General features: G+C 64.6%; 10 protein-coding genes, 1 pseudogene and 1 riboswitch. Of the genes and pseudogenes, 9 read left to right on the top strand and 2 right to left on the bottom strand.

What is annotated here, in order from left to right:
- The first annotated feature begins 33 nt into the window (after positions 1-33).
- Positions 34-2,271: an NADP-dependent isocitrate dehydrogenase gene (locus tag B5X73_RS04280; protein ID WP_079520701.1), complete on the top strand. Its 2,238-nt coding sequence runs from the start codon at positions 34-36 to the stop codon at positions 2,269-2,271.
- A gap of 119 nt (positions 2,272-2,390) precedes the next feature.
- Here B5X73_RS04280 and B5X73_RS04275 read toward each other — a convergent pair whose 3' ends face one another.
- Positions 2,391-3,338, bottom strand: coding sequence for an aldo/keto reductase (locus B5X73_RS04275; RefSeq protein WP_079520700.1), 948 nt, complete (start codon positions 3,336-3,338; stop codon positions 2,391-2,393).
- A gap of 64 nt (positions 3,339-3,402) precedes the next feature.
- Positions 3,403-3,600 (bottom strand): hypothetical protein, encoded by a 198-nt coding sequence (locus B5X73_RS04270; RefSeq protein WP_036116483.1) that lies wholly within the window; start codon positions 3,598-3,600, stop codon positions 3,403-3,405.
- A 120-nt stretch (positions 3,601-3,720) separates the two neighbouring features.
- On the opposite strand from B5X73_RS04270, the gene B5X73_RS04265 reads away from it, so the two are divergent.
- The 8 genes and pseudogenes from B5X73_RS04265 to B5X73_RS04235 form a co-directional block, all read left to right on the top strand.
- Positions 3,721-4,629: a LysR substrate-binding domain-containing protein gene (locus B5X73_RS04265; RefSeq protein WP_079520699.1), complete on the top strand. Its 909-nt coding sequence runs from the start codon at positions 3,721-3,723 to the stop codon at positions 4,627-4,629.
- A 276-nt stretch (positions 4,630-4,905) separates the two neighbouring features.
- The gene (locus tag B5X73_RS20895; protein ID WP_176167716.1) at positions 4,906-5,079 is read left to right on the top strand and encodes a hypothetical protein; all 174 of its coding nucleotides are present in this window, start codon (positions 4,906-4,908) and stop codon (positions 5,077-5,079) included.
- Positions 5,080-5,238: 159 nt separating this feature from the next.
- Entirely contained in the window at positions 5,239-7,866 is a 2,628-nt protein-coding gene (gene mgtA / locus B5X73_RS04260; RefSeq protein WP_079520698.1) for a magnesium-translocating P-type ATPase, read from the top strand.
- A 118-nt stretch (positions 7,867-7,984) separates the two neighbouring features.
- Positions 7,985-8,464 (top strand): hypothetical protein, encoded by a 480-nt coding sequence (locus tag B5X73_RS04255; RefSeq protein ID WP_036116475.1) that lies wholly within the window; start codon positions 7,985-7,987, stop codon positions 8,462-8,464.
- Positions 8,465-8,727: 263 nt separating this feature from the next.
- The gene (locus B5X73_RS04250) at positions 8,728-9,204 is read left to right on the top strand and encodes a Cif family virulence factor (RefSeq protein ID WP_036116473.1); all 477 of its coding nucleotides are present in this window, start codon (positions 8,728-8,730) and stop codon (positions 9,202-9,204) included.
- 72 nt (positions 9,205-9,276) lie between these two features.
- Positions 9,277-10,293: a sensor histidine kinase gene (locus B5X73_RS04245; protein WP_176167715.1), complete on the top strand. Its 1,017-nt coding sequence runs from the start codon at positions 9,277-9,279 to the stop codon at positions 10,291-10,293.
- Entirely contained in the window at positions 10,290-11,006 is a 717-nt protein-coding gene (locus tag B5X73_RS04240; protein ID WP_079520697.1) for a LytR/AlgR family response regulator transcription factor, read from the top strand. Before B5X73_RS04245 ends, B5X73_RS04240 begins: the two co-directional genes overlap by 4 nt.
- 84 nt (positions 11,007-11,090) lie before the next feature.
- A pseudogene (locus B5X73_RS04235) lies at positions 11,091-12,167 on the top strand (acyltransferase); the annotation flags it as partial.
- 23 nt (positions 12,168-12,190) lie between these two features.
- Positions 12,191-12,426, top strand: a riboswitch (cobalamin riboswitch).
- Positions 12,427-12,535 lie beyond the last annotated feature (109 nt).

The raw sequence follows: 12,535 nt of genomic DNA, 5'->3' as shown, positions 1-12,535 counted from the left end.
CCTGGCCCACTCAAGCATAAGGCTCGCCGAATCATGTCCAGCTCGCCCAAGATCATCTACACGCTCACCGACGAAGCGCCGTTCCTGGCCACCGCCTCCTTCCTGCCCATCGTCGAAGCCTTCGCCGGCACGGCGGGTGTGGCCGTCGAAACGCGCGACATCTCGCTCGCCGGTCGCATCCTCGCGCAGTTCCCCGACCGCCTCACGGCTGAGCAGAAGATCGGCGACCACCTTGCCGAACTCGGCGAGCTGGCGACGACGCCCGAAGCCAACATCATCAAGCTCCCCAACATCAGCGCCTCCGTGCCGCAGATGAAGGCCGCCATCAGGGAGCTTCAGTCGCAGGGCTACAAGCTGCCCGATTACGTCGACGCGCCGTCGACCGACGAAGAGAAAGAGATCAACGCGCGCTACGGCAAGGCCATGGGCAGCGCTGTCAATCCCGTGCTGCGCGAAGGCAACTCCGATCGCCGCGCGCCGCTTTCGGTCAAGAACTATGCGCGCAAGCATCCGCATCGCATGGGTAAGTGGTCGCCCGACTCGAAGTCGCATGTCTCGCACATGGAAGGCGGCGATTTCTATGGCAGCGAAAAGTCGGCGACCATCGATAAGGCCGGCAGCCTGCGCATTGAATTCGCCGGCACGGATGGCAGCAGCAAGGTTCTGAAAGAAAAGGTCGCGGTGAAGGCCGGCGAAATCGTCGACGCCGCGGTCATGAGCCGGAAGGCGCTGTCGTCGTTCATCGACGCGCAGATTGCCGACGCGAAGGCTAAGGGCGTGCTGTTCTCGTTGCACCTGAAAGCCACGATGATGAAGGTCTCCGACCCGATCATGTTCGGTATCGTGGTGCGCGAGTTCTACAAGGACGTGCTGGCAAAGCACGCCGACACGCTGAAGCAGGTCGGCTTCGACGCCAACAACGGCATCGGTGACCTCTACGCCCGTCTCGGCAAACTCGATGACGCCACCCGCGCCGCTATCGAAGCCGACCTGACGGCGGAATACGCCAACCGTCCGTCGCTGGCCATGGTCAACTCGGATAAGGGCATCACCAATCTGCACGTGCCCAGCGACGTGATCGTCGACGCGTCGATGCCGGCGATGATCCGCGACTCCGGCGGCATGTGGAATGCCGAGGGCAAGTTGCAGGATACGAAGGCGGTGATTCCCGATCGTTCGTACGCTGGCGTCTACCAGGCGGTGATCGAGGATTGCATCGCCCACGGGGCGTTCGATCCGGCCACGATGGGCAGTGTGCCGAACGTTGGCCTGATGGCGCAGAAGGCTGAGGAATACGGTTCGCACGACAAGACGTTCCAGGTGCCCGCCGACGGCTCGGTTCGCGTCGTCGCAGACGACGGCACGGTCGTGTTCGAACATGCGGTGGAGCAGGGCGACATCTGGCGCATGTGTCAGACCAAGGATGCGCCGATCCAGGACTGGGTGAAGCTCGCCGTGCAGCGCGCCCGTCTTTCCGAAACCCCGGCGGTCTTCTGGCTGGACAGGAACCGCGCTCACGACGCGCAGGTGATCGCCAAGGTCGAGCGTTACCTGAAGGATCACGACACCAGTGGCCTCGATCTCCGCGTGCTCGACCCCGTCGCCGCGACGACGTTCTCGCTGGAGCGCATCCGCCAGGGGAAAGATACGATCTCGGTCACCGGCAACGTGCTGCGCGACTACCTCACCGACCTGTTCCCGATCATGGAGCTGGGTACGTCGGCGAAGATGCTTTCCATCGTGCCGCTGATGGCGGGTGGCGGCCTGTTCGAGACCGGCGCGGGCGGTTCGGCGCCGAAGCACGTCCAGCAGTTTGTCGAAGAGGGTTACCTGCGCTGGGATTCGCTCGGCGAGTTCCTCGCCCTGGCCGCGTCGCTCGAACACCTCGGCGAGCGCTACGACAACAAGCATGCCCGCGTGCTGGCGAAGACGCTCGATATCGCCAACGGCCGTTTCCTCGACAGCAACAAGTCGCCCGCTCGCAAGGTCGGCGAGATCGACAATCGCGGCAGCCACTTCTACCTGGCGATGTACTGGGCCGAGGCGCTGGCGGCACAGAACGACGATGCCGACCTCAAGGCGAAGTTCACGGCGGTGGCGAAGGCGCTGGCTGAAAACGAGGACAAGATCATCGGGGAGCTCAACGGTGCGCAGGGCAAGGCCGTCGAGATCGGCGGTTATTACCATCCGGACATGGCGAAGGTCAGCGCGGCGATGCGCCCGAGCGCTACGCTCAACGCGGCACTGGATGCGCTGAACGCCGCACGCTGATCATGTAGGAGCGGCCCCTGGCCGCGAAACGCACGGGCTCCGGTCGTTATGACGACCGGGGCCCGCTTTTTTATACACGGCCGACGTCTGACGACGCGGCAGTCACTGATCGCCAGACCTCAGCTATCCGACGCCTGCTTCAGTGCGTCCAGCTGCTCGCTGGACAGCGTCAGCTCCGCGGCCTTCGCGAGTTCCGCCAACTGCTCCACCGTCGTTGCGCTCGCGATCGCGGCAGCGATGGCAGGCTGCGCCATCACCCAGGCGAGCGCCACCTGCGCAGGCTTTGCGCTGTGAGCTTCGGCAACCTGATCCAGCGCGGCAAGGACGCGATAGCCCCGGTCGTTGAGGTAAGCCTTGACCTTGCCACCGCGTGCCTTGCTCTTGCTCAGATCCGCTTCGCTGCGGTACTTGCCGCTGAGGAACCCGCTGGCCAGCGAGTAGTAGCTGATCACTCCAACGCGCTCCCTGACGCAGAGCGGTTGCAGAGCACTTTCGAACCCCGCGCGATCCATCAGGTTGTATTCGGGCTGCAGCGATTCGTAGCGTGAAAGGCCTTTTTCCTCGCTCGTCTTCAAGGCATCGTCCAGACGCGTCGCTTCGAAATTGGATGCGCCGATGACGCGTACCTTGCCCGCCTGCACGAGGTCGTCGAACGCGCGCAGGGTTTCCTCCAGCGGCACCTTCGGATCGTCTTCATGCGCCTGATACAGATCGATGTGATCGGTCTGAAGCCGACGCAGCGAATCCTCCACCGCCTCTTTGATGTTGACCGGGGACAGGCCAGGATAGCGGTCCCATTTAGCCACCTTGGTCGCGATCAGCACCTTGTCACGCTTGCCCGATTGTTTCAGCCAGCGGCCGATGATGGCTTCCGACTCGCCTCCTTCGTTACCCTCGACCCAGCGCGAATAGACGTCCGCCGTGTCGATCAGGTTGAGCCCGTGATCGACGAACGCGTCCAGCAGTTCGAACGAGCGCGCTTCGTCCGCACTCCAGCCGAACACGTTGCCACCGAACGCCAGTGGCGCGACCTGCAGGGACGAGCGTCCCAGTTGACGATGCTTCATGCGTCTCTCCGATGTGGGCGGAAACCCCCATGGTGAAGCACGCAAGGTTCACGTGATGTGTCGGTCAGCAGCAGGTGGGGCACGCGGCGTGCACCGCGGTTGCGTCGACGGTTCGGGGCCATTCCTTTCGCGGACGGGCGACCGGCGCCGGGGCCCCTGCACCTGCCTGCGGCGTCGGCTCATCGCGACCCAGGCGCATGACCAGATCGCGGTCCACGATGTGACCGTGCATGAAGGCGAGGCCGGTGAAGATCGATGCCATGAGCGTGCTCCCGTGCGGTGGAGTCGCAACCCCTTGCGACTATCAGTGAGCTAAAGGGTGCCCGTTCCGCAAGACGCCAAAAAGCGATATGTTTGCAACCCGGCCTTGAGGAAAATTCACATGTCCCGCCTCCCGCTCGGTCTGCTTCAGGGGTTCGTCCTGGTCGCCCGCACGGGCAAGCTGTCGCGCGCCGCGGAACAGCTGAACCTCACGGTCAGTGCGTTGAGCCATCAGATCCGCAATCTGGAGGAGCGTCTCGGGCGGTCGCTGTTCGATCGGGGTCCGCGCGGCGTGACCCTCACGGCGGATGGCACGCATCTGCTCGATGCGATCGGGCATCACTTCGAGGGAATCGAGCACGCCCTCAATCGTTATGAGAGTCGCCACGAGGACGCCGTGACACTCAGCGTGATGCCTTCCGTGGCCTCGAGCTGGCTCGTACCGCGTCTGCCGAAACTGGTGGGCGCGCATCCCGAACTGGAGCTCAGCCTCTCATCATCCGTCTCGGTGGTCGACTTCGACCGCGAGCCCACGATCGACGTGGCGTTCCGCTACGGGCTCGGGTCATGGCCGCGTACGAAGTCGGATCGTCTGTTCGGCGAGTACATCGTTCCGATCGCCAGTCCGTCGCTGGTGCGCAAGATGGGCGGCCTGCCGGACGTGTCGCTGGCAGGCTGGCCGCTGCTGGGCGATCCGTCGGGTCGATGGAACGACTGGGCCGAGGCGTTCGGCATGCCACTGCCTTCCCGATATGTCGCCCGCTTCGACAATACCGAGCACCTGCAGCGCGCGGTGCTCGAAGGCATGGGCGTCGCGCTTGGCCGTCTGGTCATGGCGCGGTCGCTGATCGAGTGCGGGGCGTTGACCGTGTTGTGCAAGGAGCGGCTGCGGGTGGCGGAAGCGTATTACCTCGTGTATCCGAAGCGGTCCGAGTCGCACAGCGGTGTGGGGCGCTTCCGCGAATGGTTGTTGGGCGAGGCGCGTGAGTATGAAGCCCGAATCACCGACGCCGCCCCGCTACCGGCGTAGGAGCGTCGCCACCCCTTGACCGATCTTCGCTGCGGCGCGACAATTGCCCGGCTACCGAGCCGTCTCAGGTTCGGCTGGCACCCTTCTTAGCTTACCCAGGCATATGGACGTCTACCCTAGTCGACGCGCCGGCTCCCGCACGCATCGGGTCCCGGCGCTGGCAAACAACAACGCCTACGGCGACCGTACCCGGTCGGCCGGCGCTTTCCTCCGCTAGGGAAAGTCCGGCTCTCCCCGGTCGGAAGCCGTGAGCTTCCGCTATCCGAGGATTGAGCCATGAACCTCCAGATCGAAAAGACCGGCCCGCGCATGTTCGGTCGCCGTCTCGCTTTTGCTCTCGCCCGCCGTCGTGGCGCTGTCTCCGCCCCGGCCAAGCGCACGATCACCGTGCCGCGTCCGCTGGAACTTGCGGAAAGCCAGGCGAAACCGGCTGACGTCAAACTCCCGTAACGATGAACAGCGACATAGACACTACGGCGCGGCTTACGCCGTTCCTCACGTTTACCCGGAACACCGAACGTCGGCTCCGCGCCGGCGCGCACGCCTTCAGCTAAGCGCTGAGAGCCGCCCGCGCCCTACCGGACACCGCGTCCGGAAAGGCAGCGAGTCATGAAGAAGCACACCTCGCAGGCGGCCGTCGCCGCCAAGACCTTCACCACCGTCGCCGCGGACGCCTACCGTCCGGCGGACGAGTTGCTGCGCGCGCTGGATTCCCGGCCGGACGGCCTGGATGAAGAGGCCATCGCCGAGCGGCTCGACCGCGACGGGATCAACGAGGTGGGTCACGAGAAGCCGCCGCACTGGTCGATCCAGCTGCTGCATGCCTTCCGCAATCCGTTCATCATCGTGCTGCTCGTGCTCGCGGTCGTACAGCTGTTCACCGAGGACGACTACACCGGGCCGATCATCATCGGCGTGATGGTCGGCATCAGCGTGCTGCTGTCGTTCACCCAGGAGTTCCGCTCGTCGCAGGCCGCCGAGCGGCTCAAGGCGATGGTCCGCAATACCTCCACGGTGACCCGCCGCGCCGAGGACGGTCACGCCGAGCGTATCGAGGTGCCGGTCGAGGAACTCGTCGTCGGTGACATCGTCCATCTCGGGGCGGGCGACATGGTGCCCGCCGATCTCCGCCTGTTGGCGGCCAAGGACCTGTTCATCAGCCAGGCGATCCTGACCGGCGAGTCCATCCCCGTCGAGAAAGTCGCGCCCGCGGCCGGCGCCACTCTCGCCAGCGACGCCAACGGTCCGCTCGACCTGCCCACCGTTTGCTACATGGGCACCAACGTGGTGTCCGGCACCGCGACCGCCGTGGTGATGGCCACGGGTGCGCGCACCTACCTGGGCTCGCTGGCGCACACGCTCTCGGGCGAGCGCGTGCAGACCAGCTTCGACCGCGGTATCTCCTCGGTGAGCTGGCTGCTGATTCGCTTCATGGCGGTCATGGTGCCGGTCGTTTTCCTGATCAACGGCTTCGACAAGCACGACTGGCTGGGCGCCTTCATGTTCGGCCTGTCGGTCGCCGTGGGCCTGACCCCTGAAATGCTGCCGCTGATCGTCACCGCCAATCTCGGCAAGGGCGCCATCGCCATGTCGAAGCGCAAGGTGGTGGTGAAGCGCCTCAACGCGATCCAGAACTTCGGTGCCATGGACGTGCTGTGCACGGACAAGACCGGCACCCTGACGCTCGACAAGATCGTGCTCGAGCGTCACGTCGACCTCAACGGCGACGACTCCGACGACGCGCTGGAATACGGCTACCTCAACAGCCGCTTCCAGACCGGCCTGCGCAACCTGATGGACAAGGCCGTGCTGGCCCACCGCGACCTCGAGCCGGTGGCACGTCGCTTCCACGTCGTCGACGAGATTCCGTTCGACTTCCAGCGCCGCCGCATGTCGGTGGTGGTGGCGGACGGACAGGGCGAGCAGTTGCTGGTCTGCAAGGGCGCCGTGGAAGAGATGCTGGCGATCTGCAGCGAGGCCCGCATCGGTGACGTCACGGAGCCGATGACCTCGGAGAAGCGCGCCGAGATCCGCGCCATGACAAATCGCCTCAACGAGGACGGGCTGCGCGTGCTGATCGTCGCCGTGCGTCGCGATCCCACCGGCGACCGCGCTTATGGCGTGGCGGACGAAGCGGGCCTCACGGCTGTCGGCTGCCTCGCGTTCCTCGATCCGCCGAAGGACTCCGCGGCGACCGCCATTCGCGCGCTGAACCACCACGGCGTGGCGGTGAAGGTCATCACCGGCGACAACGAGGCGGTGACGCGCAAGATCTGCACCGAGGTCGGTCTCGATGTGCAGGAGTCCGTCCTGGGCCGCGATATCGAGCAGCTCGACGACGATGCTCTCGACGCGATGGTCGAGCGCACCACGGTCTTCGCCAAGATGTCGCCCGTGCAGAAGGCGCGCGTGGTCAAGGCGCTGCAGCGCCGTGGTCACACGGTGGGCTTCCTCGGCGACGGCATCAACGACGCGCCGGCACTGCGCGACGCTGACGTGGGCATCTCGGTCGATACGGCGACCGATATCGCCAAGGAGTCGGCGGACATCATCCTGCTCGAAAAGAACCTCATGGTGCTGGAAGAGGGTGTGATCGAAGGGCGTATCACCTTCGGCAACATCATGAAATACATCAAGATGACTGCCAGCTCCAACTTCGGCAACGTGTTCAGCGTGCTGGTGGCGAGCGCGTTCCTGCCGTTCCTGCCGATGCTGCCGCTGCAGATTCTGGTGCAGAACCTGCTGTACGACCTGTCGCAGCTGTCCATCCCGTTCGACCGCATGGACGAGGAATACCTGCGTGTGCCGCGCAAGTGGGACGCGGGCGACATCGGTCGTTTCATGGTATGGATCGGTCCGGTCAGCTCGGTGTTTGACATCACGACGTTCTGGCTGATGTGGCATTACTTCGGGGCGAACGATGTCGCTCACCAGTCGCTGTTCCAGTCCGGCTGGTTCATCGAGGGTCTGCTTTCGCAGACGCTGGTCGTGCACATGATCCGCACGCGACGCATCCCGTTCCTGCAGAGCGTCGCATCGGCGCCGGTACTGGCGCTGACCGTCGCGATCATGATCATCGGCATGTTCATTCCGTACACGGCGATCGGTGTGCGCATCGGCATGCAGCCGCTGCCGGGCATCTACTTCGCCTGGCTGGCGCTCACCCTGGCGTCCTACTGTGTGCTGACCCAGGTGATGAAGACGATCTACATCAAGCGCTACGGCCACTGGCTGTAGGGATCGCGTCCCACAGGACGCGTCGCCCGAACGCTACGATGTGCCCTGGGCGCGGCGGGACAGACCCGCCGCGCCGAACACGGTGTCATGTGTGCTCCTCAACCACGGAGTCACAACGATGCTTCGAAACACCCTCGCTGCCGCTCTTCTCGTCCTGCCGCTGGCGGCTTTCGCCCAGACGCCGCCCGCCGCCGACCGGTACGTCGACATCGTCAACTGGCCGACCGCGGAAGCCAGCCTCGACCGTTTCGCCGGTGTGGAAGCCACGCTCAACGGCGGCTTCGACAAGATCTGCGGCGACACCTTCTGCGAAGGCGAGTTTCACAACCTCCGCCCTATGCAGCTGACCTGTTCGGTCGACGCGACCAAAAGCAGCATGAAGCAGTGCGTGTGGACCTTTGCCGGGACCACCGCTTCGGTGGTCACCAAGTCCGGTGCCGTGCAGGCCGCCGGCAAGCTGTACAAGTGCAAGATCCGTCTGCCGAAGGACATGCTGGTGGAACAGTTCTACGAGGCCATGAAGGCGGACGACGCCCTCAACGCCAAGCTCCCCGGGTCCCGCAATTCCGTCTACGACAGCCTCGTCGGCTGTCTCTGAGCCCATCGGGCTATACCGGGATGGTTTGATACGACCCGGGCCGCCGGCTCCGCGAAAGCGGCGCCGGCGGCTTCCCGCTGTCGTCGGAGCCAGCCCTGCCGGCGAAAAGCCAACAAGGCGGTGACGCGGCGAACTTCCGTTGTGCCAGTAACGCTTCCCAACCGTTTCATCGCACTCCACGCCCGCCCCACCGCACACACTCTTGGCGACCCATCCCCACACCTGATCTCCTCGTACGTCTCACCACGTACGAGGCCTTGACCATGTCCTTGCACCCCGCATTCAGCGCATTCGCTCTCCTGCTCACGCTCCCCTGCTTCGCCGCCGACGCACCCAAAGCCGAAATCCAGCACGTCGTCGACACCTTCCAGACCGCATTGAAAGCTCACGACGCCAAAAGCGTCTCCTCCCTGTTTCTCAACGACAACATCTCTTGGTACACCTCACTGGGTGATGCGTCCTTCACGAGCGTCAAGGCCAGACACTCCGAGGTAACCACGGCTTACAAAGCCGGCACCCTCAAACAGTTCACCGACTTCATCGGCTCCGGCAAGGTCCAGGTCGAGGAGCGCTTCCACAACGTCCGCATCGATACCGACGGAACGGTCGCCTCCGTCTACTTCGATTTCGACTTCCTCGCCGACGGCAAGATAGCCAACCATGGCGCCGAAACCTGGCAGATGATCCATACGCCGGACGGCTGGAAAATCGCGGCCATGCTCTACTCGTCGAACTTCTGACCGATAGAATCGGATCCGGGCGAACGAGGGCGGCGCATGCGGGAAGACAGGAACGTAACAGTATCGCCGGGCATGGCCTGGATCGCAGGCCTGCCTATCCTCGGCTGCATGCTGGTGATGGGTTTGCCGTCGCTTGCCGATCCGAAGGTCCTCGTGTTTCGCCTCTTCTACACCGCTGCGTACCTGGCATGGATCGTCCCGCTGGGCTGGCTCCAGCGCGTGCTATGGCGACGGGAGGCGAGCGCATGGACGATGGCAGCCTGGTTGCTGCCGATCAGCTACGCGATGTCCGTCGCCAATGCACTCTTCGCCCTCGAATTTCTCGCGAGTCCGGCCATGCGAGCGCGGGTCGGCTGGGCCTGGGTTTTCGGCGGGCTCGACGGCTGCTGGCTAGCGCTGATCGCTTTTTGTGGCATGCAGGCAATGGTGCTGCACCGGGCGGAACTTCGCGCCGAAGGCCTCCGGTTGCGCGAGGCATCGCAAGCGGCCCGTGATGCGGAGTTGCGTGCCTTGCGCTACCAGCTGCAGCCACACTTTCTTTTCAACACGCTGAATGCGATCTCGGCCCTGGTACGCGACGATCGTAAGCGCGATGCCACGCGCATGATCGCCCGCCTGGGCGATTTTCTTCGCGCGACGCTGGAGCAGTCGCCCGGGCACGAAGTGACGGTCGCGGACGAGATCGCCTTTACCTCTACCTACCTGGATATCGAGAAGGCGCGGCTGGGCGACCGGCTGCGCGTGAACATTCACACCGGTCCGGACACGCTCGATGCGCAGGTGCCCTACCTCCTGCTGCAGCCGCTGGTCGAGAACGCCATCCGGCATGGCATCGCACCCCGCCGTGAGGGCGGCCGGATCGACATTCGTGTCGAGCGTGACGGAGGAACACTTCGCGTGTGGGTCGATAACGATCGCTTCGACGGGCCTTCAGCAGGAGGGCAGGGCGTGGGTCTGGCGAATGTACGTGCCCGCCTCGATGCGCTCTATCCCGGCAATCACCTGCTGGAAGCTGGCCCTCGCGGCGATCGGTGGCGCACGGCGGTCACCTTGCCCGGGCGCTCTGCCGTCATGCAGGCAACCGCATGATTCGCATCGCTGTCGTCGATGACGAGCCCCTCGCTCGCAGAGGCGTGCAGGTCCGCCTTAATGCGGAACCCGACGTTATCGTCGTCGCCGAGGCGGCGGATGGTCAGGCGCTGGCCGCCTTGCGTCGAACCGATGTGGATCTTGCGATCGTCGATGTCCAGATGCCTGGCCTGAACGGTATCGATGCCCTGGCGGCGATCCCGCCTCCCGACCGACCGTTGGCGATCCTGCTGACCGCACACGACAGCTTCGCTCTCCGTGCCTTTGAGCTGGGCGCGGTGGATTACCTGCTGAAGCCCATCGATGATGAACGCTTCGCCGAAGCGATTGAACGGGCTCGTCGACAACTTGGCAGGGCGGTGACCACGACAACGAGGCAGGCCGAACGCTTCGTCATTCGTATCGGTGCCCGCATTCACTACGTCGCTGCGGACGAGGTCGAGTGGATCGAGGCCGACGGTGATTACGCGGCGCTGCATGTGCGCGGCGAACGGTATCTGCTCCGCGAAACCCTCCATACGCTGTCCAGACGACTCGACCCGCTGCGCTTTCTCCGGGTGCATCGCTCGGCCATCGTTCGGGTGGATCAGGTCGCCGAACTCCTGCCACGGTCCAATCGCGACGCGGTGGTTCGATTGAAAGATGGTGCGACGCTGCGCGCAAGTCGTACCTATATCGATGCCCTGCTCGCCGCGTTGCACCGCGGGCAATGAGCGCGCCCGCGAATCGCCATAAACGCGCCGCGCATCCGCCCGGACGCGCCCGCACATTGACGTGACACCCAGGGGATCCCACGCATGAACCGCACTCCCGGCCTCGACACGCTGCGCGCGATCGCCATCGCCTGGGTGATGTTGTTTCACAGTTATCTGGTCGGCGGCCTCGGCGAGGGCTTCAGCAAGCTGGAATGGTCGGGGTGGATGGGCGTCGACCTGTTCTTCGTGCTGAGCGGCTACCTCATCGGCACGCAGGTGCTGAAGTCCCTGAAGACCACGGGCAAGCTCGATTTCTTCGGCTTCTATCGACGACGCTTCATACGGATACTTCCCGCCTTCTTCGTCGTGCTGGCACTTTATGCATTATGGCCGGCATGGCGAGAGACGCCGGGCATGCAGCCGTTGTGGCAATTTCCGACGTTCACCTTCAACCTGTTGTTCGACAACGGCGACAACTATGCGTTCTCCCACGTGTGGTCGCTATGCGTGGAAGAACACTTCTATCTCGTCTTTCCCTTGCTGGCCTTCGCGCTGACGCGCAAACCCGCTCTGTGGAAGTTCATCACCGTATGCGTCGCGGTGGTCGCCGGCGGCCTCCTGTTGCGGGCGTGGCTGTGGTCCGATTTGCTGGGACCGGCTCGTGATACGGACATCAGTGCGGGCCTGGTCTATCTCCGTTACCTCTATTACCCCACGTGGTCGCGCCTGGATGGGCTCGTCGCCGGTGTCGCCCTGGCGGCGTGCGGGGTGTATCGCCCGCAGTGGATGGCATGGATCCATGCGCGCGCGGGCTGGGTGCTCGGCGCCGCCACCGTTCTCCTTGGCGTCTGTCTGGTCCTTTTCGACGGTGCACGCCCCCTGTTCTGGCCCTGCGTCATCGGCTACCCCCTGCTGTCGCTGGCGATGGGTGGCTTCGTCGCCGCCTTCAGCGGCCCGACCGTCTTCGCAAGGCTGCGGGTGCCCGGTGCCGGATGGCTGGCCGCCGCTTCGTACAGCCTCTATCTCTGCCACAAAGGCGTTTTTCATCTGACGGAGGGGCTGCTCGGTGACGGTCTGGCCGATCATCGCTTCGTCCGTTTCGCCATCTATGCGGCCGCGACCCTGGCTGGCGGTGCGCTGCTTCACTACGGTGTCGAGCGCCCGTTCCTGCGCTGGCGCGACCGCCACGTTCATGCTTCGGATACACTACCGCCGCCCAAGGTGATTCCCGGTGTCGCAGCCGGGGATTGAAACGGGAATCCGGTGACCCGCGCGATCCACGAGGTCCGCGTCATTCCGGAGCTGCCCCCGCAACGGTAGGCGAGGCAAAGGTCTGCATGAAGCCACTGTGCCCCGAAAGGCATGGGAAGGCGCCGACCGGCAGGGATTCTCCCTGCGCTCGCAAGCCCGGAGACCGGCCTTCGAGGTAACACCGGACAGGCGGAGGGCCATGTCGTGGGTGGCCGGCCGGCCTTCCGCCATCGGCGCTCCCCGCTACCGTCTCCCTGTCTCTCGCCATTCATGCCGCGCGGATGGGCGCGGTAGTG

The sequence above is a fragment of the Luteibacter sp. 22Crub2.1 genome (genome assembly GCF_900167995.1).
GTDB lineage: Bacteria > Pseudomonadota > Gammaproteobacteria > Xanthomonadales > Rhodanobacteraceae > Luteibacter > Luteibacter mycovicinus.
This window is presented reverse-complemented; position numbering and strand designations above follow the sequence as displayed.